This is a genomic window from Aeromonas sp. QDB20 (genome assembly GCF_027707805.1).
In the GTDB taxonomy this organism is placed as follows: Bacteria; Pseudomonadota; Gammaproteobacteria; order Enterobacterales; family Aeromonadaceae; genus Aeromonas; species Aeromonas dhakensis.
The window spans coordinates 182,137-202,776 of record NZ_JAPCJC010000003.1 but is presented as its reverse complement, the minus strand read 5'-3'; the positions used below and the strand labels follow the sequence as shown (position 1 = coordinate 202,776).

General features: G+C 60.6%; 26 protein-coding genes. 15 read left to right on the top strand and 11 right to left on the bottom strand.

Translation table 11 applies throughout. The annotated features are described in order from the left end of the window. Nucleotides 1–10: 10 nt before the first annotated feature. Complete coding sequence (locus PG897_RS04805; RefSeq protein WP_270828752.1) at nucleotides 11–592, bottom strand: uracil-DNA glycosylase family protein; 582 nt, start codon at nucleotides 590–592, stop codon at nucleotides 11–13. A 102-nt stretch (nucleotides 593–694) separates the two neighbouring features. Between PG897_RS04805 and rarD the strand changes: the two genes are divergently transcribed. Continuing rightward, the gene (gene rarD, locus PG897_RS04800; protein WP_215270456.1) at nucleotides 695–1,603 is read left to right on the top strand and encodes an EamA family transporter RarD; all 909 of its coding nucleotides are present in this window, start codon (nucleotides 695–697) and stop codon (nucleotides 1,601–1,603) included. Here the strand turns inward: rarD and PG897_RS04795 are convergent. Then, the gene (locus PG897_RS04795; RefSeq protein WP_005305238.1) at nucleotides 1,585–2,319 is read right to left on the bottom strand and encodes a substrate-binding periplasmic protein; all 735 of its coding nucleotides are present in this window, start codon (nucleotides 2,317–2,319) and stop codon (nucleotides 1,585–1,587) included. The genes rarD and PG897_RS04795 overlap by 19 nt on opposite strands. 44 nt (nucleotides 2,320–2,363) lie before the next feature. On the opposite strand from PG897_RS04795, the gene PG897_RS04790 reads away from it, so the two are divergent. Next, nucleotides 2,364–2,765, top strand: coding sequence for a GIY-YIG nuclease family protein (locus PG897_RS04790; protein ID WP_270828751.1), 402 nt, complete (start codon nucleotides 2,364–2,366; stop codon nucleotides 2,763–2,765). A gap of 95 nt (nucleotides 2,766–2,860) precedes the next feature. On the opposite strand, the gene pspG is transcribed toward PG897_RS04790, so the two are convergent. The 4 genes from pspG to PG897_RS04770 form a co-directional block, all read right to left on the bottom strand. Beyond that, on the bottom strand, nucleotides 2,861–3,079 hold the full coding sequence (pspG, locus tag PG897_RS04785; RefSeq protein ID WP_010636066.1) for an envelope stress response protein PspG: 219 nt from the start codon (nucleotides 3,077–3,079) through the stop codon (nucleotides 2,861–2,863). A gap of 42 nt (nucleotides 3,080–3,121) precedes the next feature. Next, nucleotides 3,122–3,328: a PspC domain-containing protein gene (locus PG897_RS04780; protein ID WP_005305247.1), complete on the bottom strand. Its 207-nt coding sequence runs from the start codon at nucleotides 3,326–3,328 to the stop codon at nucleotides 3,122–3,124. 2 nt (nucleotides 3,329–3,330) lie between these two features. Further along, nucleotides 3,331–3,993, bottom strand: coding sequence for a phage shock protein PspA (gene pspA / locus PG897_RS04775; protein ID WP_017765345.1), 663 nt, complete (start codon nucleotides 3,991–3,993; stop codon nucleotides 3,331–3,333). Between the two features lie 206 nt (nucleotides 3,994–4,199). Further along, nucleotides 4,200–4,928 carry a 1-acylglycerol-3-phosphate O-acyltransferase gene (locus PG897_RS04770; protein ID WP_005305253.1) on the bottom strand — a complete coding sequence of 243 codons (729 nt, stop codon included), beginning with the start codon at nucleotides 4,926–4,928 and terminating at the stop codon, nucleotides 4,200–4,202. 177 nt (nucleotides 4,929–5,105) lie between these two features. On the opposite strand from PG897_RS04770, the gene PG897_RS04765 reads away from it, so the two are divergent. From PG897_RS04765 to PG897_RS04750, 4 genes are read left to right on the top strand one after another with little or no spacing between them, the layout of a single operon-like run. Continuing rightward, complete coding sequence (locus PG897_RS04765) at nucleotides 5,106–5,486, top strand: hypothetical protein (RefSeq protein ID WP_139430667.1); 381 nt, start codon at nucleotides 5,106–5,108, stop codon at nucleotides 5,484–5,486. 54 nt (nucleotides 5,487–5,540) lie between these two features. Then, nucleotides 5,541–7,583 (top strand): protein-disulfide reductase DsbD family protein, encoded by a 2,043-nt coding sequence (locus tag PG897_RS04760; RefSeq protein ID WP_270828750.1) that lies wholly within the window; start codon nucleotides 5,541–5,543, stop codon nucleotides 7,581–7,583. Between the two features lie 10 nt (nucleotides 7,584–7,593). Next, on the top strand, nucleotides 7,594–8,349 hold the full coding sequence (locus PG897_RS04755; protein ID WP_270828749.1) for a DsbA family protein: 756 nt from the start codon (nucleotides 7,594–7,596) through the stop codon (nucleotides 8,347–8,349). Nucleotides 8,350–8,352: 3 nt separating this feature from the next. Then, the gene (locus tag PG897_RS04750; protein WP_270828748.1) at nucleotides 8,353–8,877 is read left to right on the top strand and encodes a protein disulfide oxidoreductase; all 525 of its coding nucleotides are present in this window, start codon (nucleotides 8,353–8,355) and stop codon (nucleotides 8,875–8,877) included. Between the two features lie 75 nt (nucleotides 8,878–8,952). Here PG897_RS04750 and PG897_RS04745 read toward each other — a convergent pair whose 3' ends face one another. Then, a complete protein-coding gene (locus PG897_RS04745) occupies nucleotides 8,953–9,381 on the bottom strand; it encodes an EF-hand domain-containing protein (protein ID WP_201880004.1) in 429 nt (142 codons plus the stop codon). Between the two features lie 288 nt (nucleotides 9,382–9,669). Here PG897_RS04745 and atcJ point away from each other — a divergent pair, with 288 nt between their 5' ends. The 6 genes from atcJ to PG897_RS04715 all read left to right on the top strand — a co-directional run bounded on the left by atcJ (nucleotide 9,670) and on the right by PG897_RS04715 (nucleotide 13,137). Then, the gene (gene atcJ / locus PG897_RS04740; RefSeq protein ID WP_024943298.1) at nucleotides 9,670–9,954 is read left to right on the top strand and encodes a cold adaptation protein ActJcold adaptation protein ActJ; all 285 of its coding nucleotides are present in this window, start codon (nucleotides 9,670–9,672) and stop codon (nucleotides 9,952–9,954) included. 23 nt (nucleotides 9,955–9,977) lie between these two features. Continuing rightward, the gene (gene atcA / locus PG897_RS04735; protein ID WP_017765351.1) at nucleotides 9,978–10,520 is read left to right on the top strand and encodes a cold adaptation protein AtcA; all 543 of its coding nucleotides are present in this window, start codon (nucleotides 9,978–9,980) and stop codon (nucleotides 10,518–10,520) included. 12 nt (nucleotides 10,521–10,532) lie between these two features. After that, on the top strand, nucleotides 10,533–11,300 hold the full coding sequence (gene atcB, locus PG897_RS04730) for a cold adaptation protein AtcB (protein WP_005335887.1): 768 nt from the start codon (nucleotides 10,533–10,535) through the stop codon (nucleotides 11,298–11,300). Between the two features lie 11 nt (nucleotides 11,301–11,311). Beyond that, the gene (gene atcC, locus PG897_RS04725; protein ID WP_017778354.1) at nucleotides 11,312–12,214 is read left to right on the top strand and encodes a cold adaptation protein AtcC; all 903 of its coding nucleotides are present in this window, start codon (nucleotides 11,312–11,314) and stop codon (nucleotides 12,212–12,214) included. Between the two features lie 238 nt (nucleotides 12,215–12,452). Continuing rightward, nucleotides 12,453–12,704, top strand: coding sequence for a hypothetical protein (locus PG897_RS04720; RefSeq protein WP_010636053.1), 252 nt, complete (start codon nucleotides 12,453–12,455; stop codon nucleotides 12,702–12,704). A gap of 58 nt (nucleotides 12,705–12,762) precedes the next feature. Then, entirely contained in the window at nucleotides 12,763–13,137 is a 375-nt protein-coding gene (locus PG897_RS04715; protein ID WP_043171315.1) for a hypothetical protein, read from the top strand. A 128-nt stretch (nucleotides 13,138–13,265) separates the two neighbouring features. Here the strand turns inward: PG897_RS04715 and PG897_RS04710 are convergent, their stop codons facing one another. Beyond that, nucleotides 13,266–13,478, bottom strand: coding sequence for a hypothetical protein (locus tag PG897_RS04710; protein ID WP_005305294.1), 213 nt, complete (start codon nucleotides 13,476–13,478; stop codon nucleotides 13,266–13,268). Between the two features lie 132 nt (nucleotides 13,479–13,610). Here PG897_RS04710 and PG897_RS04705 point away from each other — a divergent pair, with 132 nt between their 5' ends. Together PG897_RS04705 and PG897_RS04700 are read left to right on the top strand one after the other, a co-directional pair. Continuing rightward, entirely contained in the window at nucleotides 13,611–13,769 is a 159-nt protein-coding gene (locus tag PG897_RS04705) for a DUF5993 family protein (protein WP_010636050.1), read from the top strand. A 9-nt stretch (nucleotides 13,770–13,778) separates the two neighbouring features. Then, nucleotides 13,779–14,354 (top strand): disulfide bond formation protein B, encoded by a 576-nt coding sequence (locus PG897_RS04700; protein ID WP_043171316.1) that lies wholly within the window; start codon nucleotides 13,779–13,781, stop codon nucleotides 14,352–14,354. Nucleotides 14,355–14,509: 155 nt separating this feature from the next. Here PG897_RS04700 and PG897_RS04695 read toward each other — a convergent pair whose 3' ends face one another. Further along, nucleotides 14,510–15,754 (bottom strand): MFS transporter, encoded by a 1,245-nt coding sequence (locus tag PG897_RS04695; RefSeq protein ID WP_201880001.1) that lies wholly within the window; start codon nucleotides 15,752–15,754, stop codon nucleotides 14,510–14,512. 87 nt (nucleotides 15,755–15,841) lie between these two features. On the opposite strand from PG897_RS04695, the gene PG897_RS04690 reads away from it, so the two are divergent. Beyond that, entirely contained in the window at nucleotides 15,842–16,750 is a 909-nt protein-coding gene (locus tag PG897_RS04690) for a LysR family transcriptional regulator (protein ID WP_043171318.1), read from the top strand. Between the two features lie 417 nt (nucleotides 16,751–17,167). Here the strand turns inward: PG897_RS04690 and PG897_RS04685 are convergent, their stop codons facing one another. Both PG897_RS04685 and parC read right to left on the bottom strand, forming a co-directional pair. Beyond that, nucleotides 17,168–18,184: an alpha/beta hydrolase family protein gene (locus PG897_RS04685; RefSeq protein ID WP_196249028.1), complete on the bottom strand. Its 1,017-nt coding sequence runs from the start codon at nucleotides 18,182–18,184 to the stop codon at nucleotides 17,168–17,170. A gap of 122 nt (nucleotides 18,185–18,306) precedes the next feature. Continuing rightward, entirely contained in the window at nucleotides 18,307–20,601 is a 2,295-nt protein-coding gene (gene parC / locus PG897_RS04680) for a DNA topoisomerase IV subunit A (RefSeq protein WP_201879998.1), read from the bottom strand. Between the last annotated feature and the right edge of the window lie 39 nt (nucleotides 20,602–20,640).

Sequence of the window (20,640 nt, the reverse complement as noted above, 5' to 3'; positions counted from 1 at the left end):
CCAACGAGGGTCACCCCAGCAGCGGGGCGACCCTTTGTTGCAGATGGGGGACCACATCCTGCTCGAACCAGGGGTTCTTCTTGAGCCAGAAGGTGTTGCGCGGTGACGGGTGCGGCAGCGGCAACCAGGCCGGACCGTAGTCCGCCCAGCTGCGCACCGTCTCGGTCAGCGACCCTTTCGCCGCATCCCGCAGGTAGTGGCCTTGCGCATACTGGCCGATGAGCAGGGTCAGCTCGATGTTGGGCAGCAGCATCAATACCTTGTCGTGCCAGGTGGAGGCACATTCGGGGCGCGGCGGCAGATCCCCCGACTTGCCCTTGCCGGGGTAACAGAGCCCCATCGGCATGATGACGATGCGGGATTCATCGTAGAAGGTGGCCTTGTCCACTCCGAGCCACTGGCGCAGGCGATCGCCGGAAGGATCGTCCCAGGGGATGCCGCTGGCATGCACCCGGGTGCCTGGCGCCTGGCCGATGATCAGCAGGCGAGCGTGCTCGCTGCCACGGATCACCGGTCTGGGCCCGAGCGGCAAGTGTGCCTCGCACAGGCGGCAGGCACGGATCTGTGCAAACAAACTGTCGAGTCGGTTCATGGGCCCGATAGTAGCAGAGTTTTCCCCCGGATCCTGCTTGTGAAAGATTCAGCAGATACTTATTATGCAGCCACATTTGTTTAATTTAATAAACGGAGAGAGATGAAGAACTGGATGGGCACCGGCAGCGCGGCCCTCTCATTCGTGCTGTGGGGCATGCTGCCCCTCTATTACCAGTTCATGCCTGCGGTCAACATGTGGGAGCTGCTCTCCCACCGGGTACTCTGGTCGGCGGTGCTGCTGGGGATCCTGTTCCTCCTCATCGGCTACCGGGTGCCCTGGGCGCGGCTGCGCAGCGAACCGCGCCAGCTCGGCCTCATCCTGCTGGCCGGCCCCGTCATGTCCATCAGCTGGTGCATGTTCACCTGGTGCCTCACCACCGGCCAGGTGCTGGCCACCAGCCTCGCCTTCTTCATGACGCCGCTGTTCAACATCGTCTTCGCCGTGTTGTTCCTCAAAGAGAAGCTCACCCCGCAAAAACACCTGGCGGTGGCGCTGGCCCTTGCGGGGTTGGCCTACATGCTCTTTTCTTACGGCCAGCTGCCCTGGTTCTCCCTGGTCATGGGGGCCAACTTCGCCCTCTATGGCCTGCTCAAGAAGAAGGTGCACTATGACGCCGGCGTCAGCCTCTACCTCGAGGCGCTGGTGCAGCTGCCCGTCGCCCTGCTGATCATCGGCGCTCTGGCGGTAAGCGGCGCCAGCCAGTTCGTGACCGGTGACTGGACCGAACGCCTGCTGCTGATGGGCAGCGCCCCCGCCACCCTGCTGCCGGTGGGGCTGTTCTGCTACGGCATGATGCGCACCCGCATGAGTACGGTGGGACTGCTGCAATATATCGAACCCAGCCTCGCCTTCCTGCTCGCCATCTTCTGGTTTGGCGAGACACCGGATCCGGTGAAATCGGTGGGATTTGCCTTCGTCTGGGCCGGCCTGCTGGTGAGCCTGCTGCCGCTGCACAGGCTCGGGCGCCATCTGCGCCGCAACGCCGACGCTCAGGGTCTGCCGCGGTAGGACTCCAGGATGGCGTGCCACTTGGGATCCCGGTCCATCTGCTCGGCGATGTCGTTCAGCCTGTCATGCAGATCGCTGCGGGATTTGGGCAACAGTATGTGACGGGTATAGCTGGACTGGGCGAAGGGCGAGACGAACAGCTTGCCCTCGAAGGCGGGGTCGTGAGTAAAGAAGGTGAGCGCCGAGCCCGGCACCAGGGTTACGTCGATGCGGCCGCGCACCAGCAGGCTGAAGTTGGTCTTGACCTTCTTGGCATCCACCCGCACCAGATCGCCTCTGGCCGACGCCTCGTCGATCCCCTGATAGTGGTACCCCTCGATGCCGCCGAAGGTCATCCCCTTGAGCGAATCGGGCCCGCGATAGGTGACCGGTCTGTCGGCACTCGAAATGAGCTCGTTGGTATCGCGCATGATGGGAAAGGTCCAGAGGTAGCGCTCGCGCTGGGGATCCCCCACCCAGGCGGGATTGACCCAGGCCACCAGACCGTCAAAGCCAGGATCCGACATCTCCAGCGCCAGTCTGGCCCGATTCACCAGCCAAAGTTCCAGCTTGGGTTCTCCGCCAAGCTTTTCATTGAGATACTTGACCAGATCCCGGCTCAGACCGCTCTGCTCCCCGGTCATGAAGGGGGGGTGCTGATGATAGTCGTAGAGACGCAGCGTCTCGCCATGAGCCGATATCGACAGCAGACACCACAACCACCACCATGCTCGCATCGCACCTCCTTGGGCTGCTCTTGAGTGTGGCACAGAGAGATCGAATGAGAAAATCCCCTAGCGGCGCCGAACCGGCTACCAGCCCGCCCACCCGCCATTGGTTCATCTACATGGTGCGCACCGCCGGCGGCCTGCTCTATACCGGGATCAGCACGGATCCGCTCCGCCGCCTGCGCCAGCACCAGAGTGGCAAGGGATCCCGCGCCCTGCGCGGCAAGGGGCCACTGACCCTGGCGTGGCAGCAGGACATCGGTGAGAAAGGCACGGCGCTGCGCCTCGAATACCGGCTCAAGCAGCAGAGCAAAGCTTTCAAGGAGCAGCTGATCACCCAGCCGGAGCGCTGGCTCGCCTGCAGCGAATCATGGCTGGCCGCCGCCCGGCCACAAAAAAGGCCGCTGCATGCAGCGACCAGGGAAGGATCCGATAACAGGGAGTGTCAACGGTAGGCATTAACCTGCTTGCGCCGACCGCTAATGAGCCAGCAAACGCAAAAAAGGCCGCTGTACGCAGCGACCAAGGAAGGATCCGATAACAGGGAGTGTCAACGGTAGGTATTGGCTTGCTTGCGCCGGCTGCTGATGAACCAGCACACCACCAGCAGCACCAGCAACCAGGGCGCCAGCTTGATGATGAGGGCAAACATGCCGGCCAACGCGCCAAACAGCACGAAGACGCCGCTCACCAGCAACATGGCCAGCACGGTGAATCCGGCCAGCGCCATGCCGACCAAGACCAGCATCAAGACGATAAATTCCAGCATGTTGTACTCCTCACTGGGTTGATGCGGCCAGATGACCCGGGGTCAATCCAGCCAGCGCTTCAATTCACGACGGGGCGGCATGATCAGCACCGCCAGCAGATAGATGGCCAGGGCCAGGGGCGGCATCAGGATCAGCGCCATCAGGGCCGCGACCCGCACCGTCACCCTGGAGAGCCCCAGCCCGTTGGCGATGCCGGCACAGACTCCGGTCAGCTTGCGATGGGCAAGATCCTTCGGCCAGGGCGTCATGGTTATGCCTCCACCTTTTGACCCTTGAGGCGGGCCAGTTCCCGTTCAATCTCGTCATTCAGCTCCAGCTCGCGGAACTGGGCCTCCAGCGAGGGGTTCTGCCCCAGGGTTGCCGCCTCCAGCTGAGCTTCCAGCTGATCGACTCTGCCCTGAAAGCCGTCAAAACGGGCCATCAGCTCGTGCATGCGCTGGTTGTCCACCTGGGCACGGGCCCGCAGCCGGCTGTGGGCGGTCTGCTCGCGCAGGGTCAGCATCTTCTGCTTCTCCCGCGCCTCGGTCAGCTTGGCGGCCAGCCGCTCGCTGTCGGCGGTGAGCTGAGCCAGCACCTCGGCGACCCGCGCCTTGTCCTGCTCCAGCTGTTCACACTTTTTGACCTCGGCCAGCTTCTCGGTCAGCGCGGCCCGGGCCAGATCCTCGCGCCCCTTCTGGATGGCGAGCTCGGCCTTGGCCGACCACTCCAGGATCTGGTGTTGCAACGCCTGCTGATGGCGCTCCAGCTGCTTCTGTTCGGCGATGACGCGGGCGGCCTGGGTTCTCATCTCGACCTGGACCTGTTCCATCTCTTCAATCATCAGCCGCAGCATCTTCTCCGGCTCTTCGCTCTTGTCGAGCAGGCTGTGCAGGTTGGCATTGATCACGTCGGTCAGGCGGCTAAATACGCTCATGGTCTGGCTCCTTGTTGATGGGATGACAATCTCTTCTCATAACATTACAAGAGCCGTGCCAAAATGATTTTTCCTTTACTTACATATAGATGAGGTTTTATCAGATATTTTCAACACCGTCTTGGTGGCGAAAAATACCGATCTGGTGGTGATTTTCACCAATAAAAAAGGGAGCCAACGGCTCCCTCATGCAATCAGTGACAGGCTCAGGCGGCGCGGGTATGGCCAAGCTTGCTGTCCAGTTCGACCAGCTTGGCCTCCATCCGGCTGCGGCAAATTTCGGACAGCTCGCGGATGCCGGCGGCGCCGTGCTCCTTGCTGCAGACCGGGGCCATCACTTCCAGCAGCACCTCGCCGTTGTCCCAGCGGTTGAGATCGATCTGGCCGAAGTAGCTGGAGCAGACGATGGGCACCACCGGCACCTCTGCCTGCACCGCGGTATGGAAGGCACCCGCCTTGAACGGCAGCAGTCCGCGCCCCTTGGAACGGGTTCCCTCCGGGAACATCCAGATGGAGGTGCCACGAGCCTTGATGCGATCAACCACCTGGCCTATGGTGCCGATGGCACGTGAGCGGTTGGAGCGGTCGATCAGCACGTTGCCGGAGAGCCAGAAGATGAGGCCGAAGAAGGGCAGCCACAGCAGGCTCTTCTTGCCCACCGCCACCACGCCTGGCTGCACCGCACCGGTCACGGTGAAGATGTCGTAGTTGCTCTGGTGGTTGCAGACGTAGACGGCCGGTCCCACCGACTTCACCTCGTCGGCCACCGTCACCCGGACCTTGAGGCCGATGAGCGGACAGACGGCGTGATACATGCGGGCAAAGACATAGACGTTGTTGGGATGGCGCGGACGCACCAGGCACAGCAGCAGACCGAACAGGAACCAGAAGATGAGCAGCAGACCAAGCAGCAGCACACGGGCAATTTTGAGCATCGAACACCTCGGATTTTGACTCGGCGCAGTATACTGGTCCCCCTTTTAGCGAACAAGCGTTCGCCAGACAGAACCGACCACCCTTCGCCACTCGCCCCTGAGCCATAAAACGGATGGCGGCTTGCCCCACCCGGCATTGGCCGTTAGGATGTGGCCATCTTGATGAACGGGGCGAGCATGATTCACCAACAACGCGTGGCGAAACGACTCCTGCTGCTGGTCTGCCTGCTGGTGCTCAATTGCGCTGCCCAGCCGCTGGCCCGGCTGGCCCTGCTCGATCACGCCATCAGCTGTCAGGCCCTGCCCCAGTTTGCCGCGGCCGACGACCAGGCCGACAAGGCCAAGCCCACCAGTGTGCAGCCCAACAGCTGCCAGCTCAACGGCAAGTGGCTGAGTGCCACCACCCTGCTCTGCCTCGAGCAGCTGTTCTTTGCGGTGGCCCTGCTCATCGCCCTGCTGGCCCCGCTCTGGCGCTACACGCCGCCACTGCCGCCGCCACGGGCCGTTTCGCCTCCCGAACGACGACTTCACCTCACCCTCTGTGTCTGGCGGGAATGAGTTCAGCCGCGCTTTTTCAGCCTGCTGTCATTCATTTTTTGCGAGACAACATCTATGTCAACTCTCTTCAAGGCGAGCCTGCTGCTGGGCTGCCTGCTGTGGCAATCCACTGGATTGGCCAGCGATACGGGCTGGCTCACCAGCCCCCAGAACGATCACGCCAAGGTCAGGCTGCAAGCCGACCGCAGCGTCCCTGACCAGACCCGCATCCTGCTCGAGGTGGCCCTCGAGTCCGGCTGGAAAACCTACTGGCGCAGCCCGGGTGAAGGGGGCATAGCGCCCCAGATCCTGTGGGAGCAGCCGGTCGGCAACTTCCAGTGGCACTGGCCCACGCCGCGCCCCTTCGAGGTGGCCGGGCTCAGCACCCAGGGCTATCAGCAACAGGTGCGCTTCCCCCTGAGCCTGGACTCCCCCGCCGGGCAGCCACTCAAGGGCACCTTGCGCCTCTCCACCTGCAGCAACGTCTGCATCCTGACCGACTACCCCTTCACCCTGGCGGCGGATGGGCAGGCGCCGGCTGGTTTCGACTTCGCCTGGGCCCAAGCCATGAGTACCTTGCCGCAAACGCTGCCCACCGATACCCGGGTCGAGCTCGGCTACCAGCACAACCAGCTGCAGCTGCGCGCCGAGCGGGCAGAGGGCTGGCAGGAGCCTGCGCTCTTTATCGATGCGCTGGAGGGGGCCGAGTTCGGCAAGCCCGCGCTCGAGGTGAGCGGCAACACCCTGATTGCCCGGGTCCCGGTCAGCGACGGCTGGCAGGGGGATGCGCCTGACTTGCGTGGCCAGTCCCTCGGTCTGTTGCTCGGCAGCGGTGATGAGGCCTGGCAGACCAGCGCCACCATCGCCGGGCCTCTCGCCCTGCCGGCCCCAGGCCAGCCTCTCATCTGGCTGCTGGGGGCGGCGCTGCTCGGCGGCCTCATCCTCAACCTGATGCCCTGCGTGCTGCCGGTGCTGGCCCTGAAACTGGGCACGGTGCTGCAGCAGCAGGAGCGCGAACAGCGACAGGTGCGCAAGCAGTTCCTCGCCGCCAGTGCCGGGATCATTGCCTCCTTCTGGGTGCTGGCGGCCATGAGCAGCCTGCTGCGCGCGACTCAGGGCGCCGTCGGCTGGGGGATCCAGTTCCAGAGCGCCGGTTTCATCGGCTTCATGGTGGCGGTGACCCTGCTGTTTTGCGCCAACCTGCTGGGGCTGTTCGAAATCCGTCTACCCAGCAACCTCAGCACCCGCCTCGCCACCAGCGGCGGCAAGGGGCTCGGCGGCCACTTCCTGCAGGGGAGCTTCGCCACCCTGCTGGCCACCCCCTGCTCGGCCCCCTTCCTCGGCACCGCGGTGGCCTTTGCGCTGGCGGCGCCCCTCGGCCAGCTCTGGCTCATCTTCACGGCGCTCGGCCTTGGCATGAGCCTGCCCTGGCTGCTGGTGGCGGCCCTGCCGCGCCTCGCCCTCTGGCTGCCCAAACCGGGCCGCTGGATGGGGCGACTGCGCATCCTGCTCGGGTTGATGATGCTGGGCTCCAGCCTCTGGCTGGCGAGCCTGCTTGGCAACCATCTGGGCAGCACGGCTACCGGCTGGCTGATGGCCGCCATGCTGCTGGCGCTGCTGATCGGCATCCTCTGGCGCTATGGCATGCGCGGTTTCACGCTGGCCCTCTCCCTCTCGGCCCTCATCGGCGGCGCCCTGCTGCTGGGGGGCGCCCTCACGGCGCAGGGGTCGGGCAGCGTCGATCGCATCGCCTGGCAGCCGCTCTCCGAACAGGCCATCGTCGATGCGCTGGCTCAGCGCAAGCGGGTCTTCGTCGACGTCACCGCCGACTGGTGCGTCACCTGCAAGGCCAACAAGTACAACGTGCTGCTGCGTGACGAGGTGCAGAGCGCCCTGACGGCTCCGGACGTAGTGGCCCTGCGTGGCGACTGGAGCCGGCCGAGCGACGCCATCTCCGCCTTCCTGCGCCAGCGCGGCGCGGCCGCCGTGCCCTTCAACCAGATCTACGGGCCCGGCCTGCCAGAGGGAGAGATCCTCTCCCCCCTGCTCGACAAGACCGACTTGCTCGACGTGTTGCACCAGGCCGGCCTCGTCCGGGCCGATGTCACCCAATTTTAAGGAGAATCCCATGACCCTGAGTACCCTGAAACTGCGCACCCTGACCCTCTGCACCGCCCTGCTTGCCGGCACCCTGAGTGCCCCCTTGTTGCAGGCGGCCCCCTTCACCCCGGAGCAGGAGGCGCGCATCAAGGAGCTCATTCGCGAGACCCTGGTCGCCAACCCCAAGATCCTCGACGAGGCGGCCGAATCCTGGGAGAAACAGAACGCCGCGGCCCAGGAGGCCCAGCTCGGCAACTTCATCAAGGGCAATCAGGATGTGCTGTTCAACAGTGCCACCAGCCCGCGGCTCGGCGCCAAGAATCCCAAGCTGACCCTGGTGCTGTTCACCGACTACAACTGCCCCTACTGCAAGCAGTTCGATCCCCGCCTGACCAAGCTGCTCGAGGCCTATCCCGACGATCTGGGGCTGGTGGTCAAGCTGCTGCCGTTCAAGGGACAGAGCTCGGCCAAGGCGGCCCAGTACAGCCTCACCCTCTGGCAACAGGATCCGGCCCGCTTCCTCGCCCTGCACGACAAGCTGATGAGCAAGCAGGGGATACTGACCGAGGCGGACATCAACAAGGCGCTGGCGGCCACCGGCAACACGGCCCTCAAGCCCGATGCCAAGGCCACCGAGGAGCTGCGCAGCAGCCTTCGCATCGGCACCCTCCTGGGCGTGCAGGGCACCCCTGCGACGCTCATCGGCAACCAGCTGGTGCCGGGCGCCCTTCCCTATGACGAGCTGGAGCAGTTGGTGAAGGCCGAGCTGGCTAAGCGGAGCTAAGCCATGGCGGAGGATGCAGTCGTAAAGGCACCCCGCTGGCGCCGTTGGGGCAAGGAGGCGCTCTGGCTGCTGCTGATGGCGCTGGTCATCTCCACCCTGCTGGATCTGTGGCGCAGCCCCAGCCTGCCGGCGGGGGCCATGGAAGCCCCCTTCACCCTGCAGGATGGCACCACCACCAACCTGGCCGAGCAGAGCCGCGGCAAGCCGCTGCTGGTCTACTACTGGGCCAGCTGGTGCGGGGTGTGCCGCTTCACCACGCCGACCGTGGATAGCCTGTGGCAGGAGGGTGAAAACGTGCTGACGGTGGCGCTGCGCTCCGGCAGCGATGAGCAGTTGCGCGCCGGGATGGCGAAGAAGGGGCTCGCCTTTCCCACCCACAACGATGAGCGGGGGGATCTGGCCGCCCGCTGGCAGGTGGGGGTCACCCCCACCTTCCTCGTCATCAAGGATGGGACGCTGGTGAGCAGCACCACCGGCTGGAGCTCGTGGCTCGGGCTCAAGGCCCGCCTGCTGTGGGCCGGCTGGTAATCCAGTCAGCCCAGCAATGTATGCAAAGAGCCCGGTATCACGACCGGGCTCTTTTTCATCTGAAAGCTGACAAGCCTATTTCGTGGGCGCCATGGCGCCCTGACCGAGCCGCCCCCTGGCGCTGGCCCGCTCGGCCTCGTCGAGTACCCCGTCCCCGTTCTTGTCCATCCGGGTGAAGAGGGCCTCATGGCGCGCCATGAACTGCGCCTTGGTCGTGTCCTGCATCGGCCTCATGTTGCCCATGTTTCCCATCTTGCCCGGCATGGCCTGGCCGGACTGCTGCATCGCCTCGTTCATCTTGGCCATGGCGGCCTCTCTCTCGGCCACCGACAGGGTGCCATCCTTGTCGGTGTCCTGCCGGGCAAAACGCTGCTCGGCTCTTTCCATAAACTGGGCCTTGGTGATGTCCCCCTTGATGAACATCAAGGGCTCGTCACTGCTCTCATCGGCGGCGATGGCAAGGCCGCCCAGCAGTACCATTGGCAGAAGATAAAATTTGAGCATGGCTGTCCATTCCTTAGTAAGGGTCTCGGCCCGACCGAGGCCTGCTGAAGATCGCCAGGGCAACGCCCGGCGCCTCCTGTAGTGTAGCCCCGGTACCACCCCCTACCGGGAGGCAGATCGCAAGGTGCACCGACCGCGCTTCCCCCTGGTTACTTTTCTTCCTATTCATGGCGATGGCCGCCTGTTTGCGTTAAAATGTCGGATTTTTGCCGAGCCTGGTTTGCCAAGATCCCCGCCGCCAGGCCAGCGCAGGGTCAATTCCACGATGCCAGTGAGGCAGGATCCGTCATGAACAACTACTTCCGGGTGTTGGGCGTCAAGTCCAACGCCAGTGAAAACGACATCAAAAAAGCCTATCGTCGGCTGTCGAACCAGTACCACCCCGACAAGCTGCACGGGGCGAGCGAAGAAGAGAAAGAGCAGGCAGCCGCCCGGCTGCACCAGGTAAAGCAGGCTTATGAAGTGCTGTCCGATCCGAAACAGCGGGCCGCCTTCATCAAGGATTTCAACAACGTCATCGTGACCGATCCCGCTGCTGCCATGCAGGAGATGTGGGACCAGTTCTACCCCTGAGCCACCAGGCAAGAAGAGCGACTATGCAAAAAAAATGGGACCAGGCACGGCTCAAGGCCCTGCAAAGCGATGCCAGCGAGAATATCGAATCCTACCGGGATCAGGATGACCCCAAGGGGCTCGAGCAGTTCACCGACCAGATGAAGGCCCTGCTGCTGGCCGACATGAGCATGCTGGAATTCATGCCCGAATACCTGCCGCTCGCCCTCTATGGCCGGGTGCAGTTCCCCCCCAAGGCCAAGGGGCAGTGGAACAAGTGGCTCACCAGCGGCGAGCAGCCGAGCTGGGACGAGTTCAAGGTAAGCGTCGGCTTCAACAACGCCGCCCTGCCGCTGGTCAAGGCGGTGCGGGCCCAGAGCGAAGATCAGCTGATGGAAGCCTGCGCCGTGCTGTTCCTGCTCGACAACCCGCTGCCGCGCGGCAGCCACAGTGCCGATGACGACTACGAGCTGCGCGACGAAGAAGAGGAAGACGGGGAAGATGCCGACGCCGACTACCACGGCGGCAGCGACCGCTATGGCGACGACCAGGGCGAGCAGGATATGTACGACGAAGTCCGTTTCTAATTGGGGCAAGGCATGAGCAACAGTCTGATAGAAATTACCGCCATCGAGATCAAAGAGCTGGCCGTCATCGAGCCGAAGCAGGCCAGCGAGAAGTTCGAGCTGATCGCCAAGACCATGTCTGACGACCAGCTGGCAGAAGTAATTGAAAACATTGATATCGTTACCCTGACCCAGATTAACGGCCAGCACGACATCTCCTTCCCCTCCATCATCTCCGAGCTGATGACCCCGGAGCGGATCCGCGACATCGTCTGCCAGCAGCCGCTCTACTGGGAAGAGGCGATCAAGAACAACGCCGACGAGCTGCAGCAGCACACCTTCGACTTCCTCAACTACCTGATCCGCACCCAGGATAGCGAAGCCAAGCAGCGCGAGATCCTCGAGTGCGTGGCCGAGGATCCGGCCGGTCTCTTCTACCTCGCCATCCCCTTTATCGAGTTCTATCGCGGCGATCGCTATGAAGAGGACGAAGGCTATCGCGACGTGCTGCACGCCGAAGAGGAAGACCTCGAAGAGTCCCTGCGCTACAGCGAGCGCCAGCAGAGCGAGGATGTGCACGACTATGCGCTGGATGACCCGCGCAGCCTGTTGATGCTCATTCGCGAGCTGGCCCCCGAGGTGGAGAAAGCCATCAAGGCACTGCTGCGTAACGAGCACTCGACCTGGGACGGCATCATCAACAAGTTTGCCGCCGAGCTGGTGATGCAGGCCAAAGAGAAGAACAAGGTCGAGGAAGACGAGTACGGCGACGTCGACGACATGTTCAGCTTTCTGGATTAAGGAGCCCATTCATGCAGTTAGTCATTCGCGATGCCAACCAGGGCCCCTTTCTGACCCAGGTGCTGCGCTTTGGCCGCGACAATGAACGCCTGAGCGAGCAACAGCTGGCCGCCATCAAGGGCAAGGCGGTGCTGATGAGCCTCAAATTCGCCGACAAGTACTACAACAAGTACAAGATGCACCTGCTGGAGCAGGCCGCCCACGACGTCATCGGCGTGATAAGCCTCGGCCTGCAGGAGCTCTCGGCGCGGGATCCGGCCAAGGCGCTGGCGCTGCTGCAGGCGCCGGAAGGCCCCATCAAACCGTTCCAGAAGGGCTGGTCAATGCTCATCACCGTCAGCCCCAAGCAGGCCGGCAACAGCCTCTACGGTGATGTGGATGCGCGGCTCTTGGACAAGATCTCGAGCCCGCCGGACGTGGAAGAGTGGCAAGGGTGGCAGGAGTACGAGAAGGCACTGACCGAGCACAACAAGAGCCGCCTGATGGAGCTCATCGACCAGCACTTCTTCGCCTGCGAAAGCGACCACCCCACCATGGAGGACAAGCTGGCCGAGGCGCTGCTCTACCGCATCCTCTGCGGCAAGGGCAGTGGCGCCGCTCCGCTCAAGGTGAAGCAGGATCTCAAGCGCAAACTGGCGCGGGAGATTGAGCTCGACGAGGGCTGGTACGACACCGACTACCTCGCCGCTCAGCTCGCCCTGATGCTGAGTGCGCTGCCCGCCGACATGGCCGCCGCCCTGCGCCAGGAGCTGAGCCCGGGCTTTGTGCCCAACCTGCTGCACACCCTCGGCTTCGTGCGCCAGTACCAGCAGCTGCAAAAAGAGGACGCCTCACCGGAGAAGCTCGACAACGTCGAGATGCGCGCCGGACTCAAGCACCCCCTGCTCGGCTGGCCGCTCTATCACGACTTCTAAGGGGCCATGCCCCCTTGCAGGACGGCTCTTGCCTCTCCTCCCACAACGCCCGGCTTGCCGGGCGTTGTGCTATCCAGCGTCCCGTTTTCAGCACAAGCCCTGGCCGTGAACACCGAGCTCGGCAGAAAACTACCCCGTAAGCGTCATTGGCCCCATTTTTGACAGGGATATAATGACTCCCCCATACAAGCCGCAGGGGAGCAAGGCCGTGAGCAGAAAACCCGACAGGATCACCGCGATGCAGCAGATCATCGACGCCGTGAAGGCGGAATTTCCGCTCTATCAACCGGATACCTTCAAATGCGGGCCGGACAACACCTGCATCGGTTGCCCCAAGAAGCTGATGGAGCTGGTGGATACGGATCTCTGCTACTGGCAATATCAGATCGATCGCGGCATCCCGCCCTCCTTCGACGAGATCCAGCGCTTCGGCAAGCTGTGCAAGAACATCCGCCGGGCCCTGGTGCGCAATGGTCGCATCCCCGCCTGAGCGCCCCATCGCAGCCAGGACTAAGACCCCCGCTGGCAACATCTGAGAGATACTGAGCATGACCCAGGAGAGGATACAGAGCCGCTACACGCTAAATGGCCCCCTTGCCAGCCGCACCGCGCTGGAGCAGGCTATTTCCCGGACCATTGAGGCCCACAAGCAGGACTTCTTCCCCCTGCTGGAGCGGCTGGTGGATGTGGGTGACAGCCGGGTCAAGCTCAGCCAGAAAGATCCGCTGCGGGTGTTGGGGGTGGAACTCGACGAGGCTCACACCGGCGGCAGTGCCCGCCTCGGCTACGAATCCAACTTCGCCGAGAGCTGCCGCCTTATCGACGAATATGACCAGCACCAGACCAGCGTGGCTTTTACCCTCAACGGGGATCAGCTCGTCTTCGATCTTGAGCTGCCCATTGCCTGGAACTTCGACAACTAGGGCCACTCTACGCCTTCGCTCAGCGTCCTGCCCATCACAAGAAAGGAGCCTTGTCGGCTCCTTTTTCACTGACTCACCGCATCGCTCGGATCATCCCTCCCTCTGCGTCACATCTCAGGTGAGGTAGTTCAGGTGAGATAGTAACGCCACGACCGGACCGGTTCGGCGAAACCGACCCGGATGCAGAAGGGCGCCAACTCGTGATTGGCCTGCTCCAGGCTGAGGGTCTGGTGGACATCTTCCTGGCACCACTGCACGAACTCGCCGCTGTTGAAGCTGTAGTGATCCCCGTGAAAGACTCCGTGGGCCTCGATCAGCCCGATGGCTTTCTCTGTTTCCATGATTTGCCTCCCGGCATTGTGCTGCTCCCTTCAAGTCTAGCGAACAGGGAGGTGGGCGCTATCTGGAAACCGTCCGCTCGCTATATACTCAAGGCCTTGTGAGCCCGACTCACCACGATAAGGAGATATGACATGTATATGTTTTTGCCCTTCTTGCTGGCACTGATAACGGGGATCAGCATCTTGATGAACAAGCGCGGTGCCTCCTATCTGCTCTGGGCCCTGTTACTGGTAGTGACCCTGCTCTCCTTTATGCACCATGTGACCGACCCGCTCACCCTTTCGTTCTAGGAGCCCGCCATGAGTCTTTCGACCTCCTCAACAGCCGCGAAGAGTGACCTACCCCAGTTGCTCGATACGCTGGGGCTGGCCGGCATCTGCCTGACCCTGATCGTCGCCTTCTATTACCAGCTCTATCTGGCCGAGCTGCCCTGTCCCTTGTGTTTATTGCAGCGGGTCGGCCTTGTGGTCGCCGGTTTCGGCTTTATGTTCAACCTGCAATTTGGCGCAAAAGGGGCCCACTACGGCATAGTGATTGTCGGCGCGCTGACCACCGCCATGATCGGCGCCCGGCAGGTGCTGCTGCATATTCTGCCCGGCGATCCCGGCTATGGTTCCACCTTTCTCGGGCTGCACTTTTATAGCTGGTCGCTGCTCAGCGCCCTGCTGATCATATTGGCCGTCGCCCTGATATTGATGGTGCGGGACGGGCTCGCTATTCCCCTGCCAAAACTGGCTCTGGCACGCTGGGGACGCATGGCCTCCCTGCTGTTTGTCTTGCTGATTGCGGCAAACCTGATCTCTACCGTACTGGAGTGCGGCGCAGGGCAGTGCGCCGATAATCCGGTCGTCTATGAGCTGCTGAGCCAGCGTTAACAATCCTCAAAGGTGGCGGCCACTCCGCCACCTTTTATGGCCGTCTTATCTTGCCGAAAGGGGCAACAAGCGCGGCGCATTGCACTCACTGGCAATCTTCATACCTCGCCCATCAAACCGGCGGCCTGCCACTTCGTTATAAATAAAACATGACGCTAATCGGTCACCACACATACCCGTTTCAGCAGCCGATGGAGAAATATCGGCTGCACCAGCGTCAGCGCTATCACCAACCAGGCCAGGGTAGCCATATTGCCCAGGTGACCATCAACATCCGTCAACAGCATCGAAGAGACGACGGCGGCCGAACCGCTGAATATATGCTGGAACACATTCTGCAATGACATGAACCCCGCTCGCTCCCCGGGCTCTGCAACCTGGCTAGTCACTGCCGCAGCGGTAATCGTCCGTGTCGACGTCATCACCATGAACAAGGTAAAAACAACAATGGTCGGCAACAAGGGGGAACCCAGGAAACCATCCCAGACAACGGCGATAATCAATCCTCCCAGCCACATGGTGACGTGCATTGGGCCAACCCGGTCCATCCAATAGCCCCCCAACTGCATCGCAAGTACGCTGACCACGCCGCCCATGACATAGTACTGACTCATATCGCCGCGCGGCACACCGAGGTTGAACTGAAAATAGGTGGCCATGTTCGGAACAATCAGGAAGGTACTGAAAATGGCCAACCCGATTGCCATGAATGCATGCCACACCACGGCGCGTTTCAACATCCCCGTGATTGAAAAGACCTTCTGCTCTCGCCCCAGGTGAGCAGTCATATTCGGCAGCCGCATAGATACCAGCACGCTGACGCACAAGCCCAATCCGCCAACGGCATAAAAGGGGGCGCTCCACCCTTTCAACATGGCCAGCTCCAATCCCAAAGGCACACCGGCAATGGCCGACAACGAGAAAGCCCCCATCACTATCGCCATCGCTCGACCACGTTGTGGTACTGGCGTCGCATCCACGACGATCGCCATCGCTATCGACGTTGCCGGACCGGCAAATATGCCGGCCAGCAAACGGGTAAAGAACAGGCTTTCCATATTCCACGCCAGCGCGCATGCCCAGGTGGACAGGGTGACCCCCAGCAATGAGAGCAATGCCACCTGTTTTCTATCAAATCGATCAATATATCTGGCACATAATAAGGATGATAATGCGGCGGCCAGTGCATACCCTCCCCCCAAATATCCTATATAGGTTGGGCTGATATCTAGCGCACGAGATAAATCAGGCCCAAGCGGCATAATCATCATAAAGTCCAACGCACTCACCAATTGGATAAAGGTGGCCAGCCAGACGCACCCCATATCCATCACTGCACCGTTAGAATAAGGTTTATTACCTGATTTGTTTTTTTCTGATGCCATAGTGTTCGCGCTCAATATTTGGAGGCAGACAGCATACCCCCTACCATCCTCTATTTTTATCCTTTAGAATGGCACAGACTGTTATCATATCAGGGACAATAGATGCGCACCGGCCTGGACTTTACCTCATCAAGGATATTTATTGCCGTGGTTGAACAGGGCAGTTTTATCGGTGCATCAAAGACCCTTGAAATACCGACTTCAAACATCAGCAGGAGTATTGCTCAGCTGGAAGAGAGACTGTCACTCCAGCTTATTGAACGCAGTACTCGGCATATGAAACTCACCCAGGCGGGCCAGCTGCTCTATTCCCGAGTAAAACCCTTGCTGGAATCACTGGAGCAAACCGAAGCTGAATTGACATCACAGCAGATCCAGCTGAAAGGGCCACTGCGCCTGTGCATTCCCAATGAAGCCGGTCCCAAGCTGCTCGGCACAGCCATTGCTGACTTTGCCTGTCAGCATCCCGAAATAAAGATCAGCTGTATTACCAACCTGTCAGGATTTGAGACATTAAGGGAAGATCTGGATATAGCCGTCATCATTCACAGAGGAAAGCTGGATGACAGCGATTATATCGCCAGCCATCTGACCACCATTCCCTGTACCGTGGTTGGTTCCCCTGCTCTTATTCAGCGATGCGGACAGCCCAACCACACGGCCCAGCTAAAGGATCTCCCCTGCATCACCACGGTAAGCGCCCTGAAAGGCATGCCGTGGCAGTTCGCTCGTCCCTGCGCTGAATTTTCCACCGTTCAGGTCAATGAACACTATCGGGTCAATAGTGGCGAACTGGCGTTAAAGGCAGCAATAGCCGGGGTCGGGTTTGCCATTCTGGCCAAGGTCTCTTGCCAAGCGTTTATTGATGATGGCAGCTTGGTCGAAATTGAACTTGAGTTACCCGCTGCCCCCTTGCAGTTGTTTGCTGTTTATGCAAACCGCCAATATCTACCGGCTAAAACGCGCGTATTTATTGATTTTATACGGCAAAACATCATGAGTTATCAGTAGCTAAAATCGGTAACGTCTCACCAGGCTGACTTTTCGAGATACCAAAATGGTGAGCCAACCAGATTTTATCGCTCGAGCATGCTTCATCAATCAAACCTACGCCCCTCACCCTGACCCTCTCCCAAAGGGAGAGGGAACCAACGCCTGCCAACCTGTAGCCATAGATGTCACGCATTCCAAAAATGCTGCTGTCTGGGCTCCCTTCTCCCCTTGCGGGAGAAGGGCCGAGGATGAGGGGGGGCAAGCCATCGACAACCAGTAGAGCGTTAAATCAAGCAGGAGCGCGTAGGGTCGATTAGCGAAGCGTAATCGTCCGCACTACAATCCCGGTGGCGATGGACATAGAGAAGAGATCAGCTGGAGCATCAACAGAATAACGGCAACCTGTTTTCGCGATCGTCTGATTACGCTTCGCCATCAGACCCGTGGCTCTTTCACTTTAAGCCACGCTCTGCTGAGAAATTCAGATATTTTACTGTTAATTACCGCATGTATATTCTCTCTATTTATGCCTGGTGCATCATTACAAATAGCTGGTGCCATTTCATTTAATTCAGCAGAGCATGGAGAGAGGAAAGCAAAATGACCAGCTTTGTGTACTACCTGAAATTCTTTTTCTGCAGCCAACGTGGTGGCTAGCTCCCTGGCATTCTCTTCCCAAGAAAGCTCTTCATCCTTATCACCAGTAAAAATAAGGGTAGGGGCAATCACTCTTCTGAGTGAACCGGGAGAGAATGCCATACTCACCGGAGCCATGAAAACCCATGCCTTTATCCTAGAATCGAGGTGCACAACTAGACCGGGATGATCATTTATTATCACCCCTTTGTTTGAACATATGGCTTTCATCTCATGTTTACGACAATAATTTTCATAGCGTCCTGCATCGACTTCACCTCCTCTCAACAACAGTCCTGTTGCTCCACCGGCAGAGAAGCCAATAAATGCTATTTTATCTTCATCGATATATTTGGCTAGCTCAACATCATTGGTCGCAGCAGTAATGACGGCAGATATTTGTAATGGACGACCATACCACGAACTAATGGCCCCTGCTCCTGTCTGATCCTTGTAGTTATCACCAGGGTGCGTGAGGGTAATAACAATATTTCCCTGCCGAGCCAGAGTCGTGGCAAGGTCATGATGACTCCATAAACTACCAGCGTTGCCATGTGATATCACTATGACTGGATAGCGTCCTGGAACTATATTCAGCGCCTTCTGTGCCGCTATTTTATAAGGGCCTATCGTACTTGGTGTCTTTTCTGCGGCCACACCGGGATAGAAATATACGGCATCCATCGCTTTTCCGCTTACAGGGTCGGTCACCAGGAGACGCTTAAACCCTGTATATTCAGCCGATGCGACGAAGGATGGCAAGGCACTGCACGTACATATTGCGCAAAGTAAAAAATGACGAAAAAGAAGCCTCATCAGATATCCTTTCTGATCCAATCGACACTGGGACGACACGCTACCACTATCCCCATGAGGAGTCATTTTTCACAAAAAAATGGGAGCGAATAATTCGCTCCCATCTTGTATAGATCCGTTGACTACCCTTCCTGATTTTCCCCGGCTGCCGGCTCGGCACCGGCGACAGTTTCAATCTCGATACGATCGACTCGCTGCAGACCGCGAGGCAGCTTGGCGCCGCGGCGGCCGCGCTCGCCGCGGTAGTAGTCGAGATCGGACGGTTTCAGAGTTAGCTTGCGCTTGCCGGCAAAGAGGGTGACCGACTGGCCCTGCGGGATAACGGCAGCCATCACCACAAACTCCTCTCTCGCCTTCACGCGCGCAGAGGGGATGCTGATGAGCTTGTTGCCCTTGCCCTTGCCTAGCACCGGCAATGTGTTCAGCGGGAACAGCAGCATGCGCCCCTCGTTGGAGATGGCCATGCAGAGATCGGTATCCGGCGCGCCTATCTTCTGGGGTGCCATCACCAGGCCCCCTTCCGGCACGGTGAGCAGCGCCTTGCCGTTCTTGTTCTTACCGATCAGGTCGTCATATTTGCAGACGAAGCCGTAACCGGCGTCGGAACAGATCAGATACGGCTGGCCCTCGTTGCCCATCACCAGATGACGCACCTCTTCGCCAGCCCCCAGCGCGAAGCGGCCGGTGAGCGGCTCGCCCTGACTGCGGGCGGAGGGCAGGGTATGGGCCTCCAGCGAGTAGGTTCTCCCCAGGGTGGAGAGGAACACCGCCTGCTGGTTGCTGCGGCCATGGGCGTGGGCGAGATAGTTGTCCCCCGCCTTGTAGGAGAGGCCCTCCACATCCACGTCGTGGCCCTTGGCGGCACGCACCCACCCCTTGTCGGAGAGGATCACGGTGACCGGCTCGCTCGGGGTGAGCTCCTTCTCGGTCAGAGCCACGGCGGTGGCGCGCTCCACCAGCGGGGTGCGGCGATCGTCGCCGTACTTCTCGGCGTCCGCCAGGATCTCTTTCTTGAGCAGGGTGCTGAGACGGCGCTCGGAACCCAGGATCAGTTCCAGCTTGTCGCGCTCTTCCGCCAGTTCGTTCTGTTCGGCGCGCAGCTTGAACTCTTCGAGCTTGGCCAGGTGGCGCAGTTTCAGCTCGAGGATCGCCTCGGCCTGGGTCTCGCTGATGTTGAAACGCTCCATCATCACCCGGCCCGGCTCCTCTTCGGTGCGGATGATCTCTATCACCTCGTCGATGTTGAGGTAGGCGATGAGCAAGCCTTCGAGGATGTGCAGGCGGGCCAGCACCTTGTCGAGACGATACTGCAGGCGGCGGCGCACCGTCTCGCGGCGGAAACTCAGCCACTCGGTGAGGATGGTCTTGAGATCTTTCACCTGGGGCCGGTTGTCCAGACCCAGGATGTTGAGGTTGACCCGGTAGTTCTTCTCCAAGTCCGTGGTGGCGAACAGGTGGGCCATCAGCCCCTCCACATCCACCCGGTTGGAGCGCGGCACTATCACCAGGCGGGTCGGGTTTTCGTGGTCCGACTCATCCCGCAGATCGGTAACCATGGGCAGCTTCTTGGCCACCATCTGGGCAGCGATCTGCTCCATGATCTTGGCGCCGGAGGCCTGATGAGGCAGCGCCGTGATGACGATGTCGCCATCCTCCTCACTCCACACCGCTCGCTGCTTGATGGAGCCCTTGCCGGTCTCGTAGATTTTGCGGATGTCGTCCCGCGGCGTGATGATCTCGGCGTTGGTCGGGTAGTCCGGCCCCTGCACATGGGCCATCAGGGCATCCAGGCCGGCATTGGGGTTGTCCAGCAGTTCCACACAGGCGTGGGCCACTTCCCGCGCGTTGTGGGGCGGGATATCGGTCGCCATCCCCACCGCGATGCCGGTCACCCCGTTGAGCAGGATGTGCGGCAGACGGGCGGGCAGCACCACCGGCTCTTTCATGGTGCCGTCGAAGTTCGGCGTCCACTCCACCGTGCCCTGTCCGAGCTCGGAGAGCAGCAGCTCGGAGAAGCGCGACAGCCGCGCCTCGGTATAACGCATGGCGGCGAAGGATTTGGGATCGTCCGGCGCACCCCAGTTGCCCTGACCGTCCACCAGCGGGTAGCGGTAGGAGAAGGGCTGGGCCATCAGCACCATGGCTTCGTAACAGGCGCTGTCGCCGTGGGGATGGTACTTACCCAGCACGTCACCCACGGTACGGGCGGATTTCTTGTGCTTGGAGAGGGCCGACAGACCCAGCTCGCTCATGGCGTAGATGATGCGCCGCTGCACGGGCTTGAGGCCGTCACCGATATGCGGCAGGGCCCGATCCATGATGACGTACATGGAGTAGTTCAAGTAAGCCTGCTCGGTAAAGGTGCGCATTGGCTGGCGCTCTACCCCGTCCAGACTGAGCTCGATAGCATCACTCATATGTTTTTCTCTTGCTATGGCGCGCCCCTGGAGGGCACG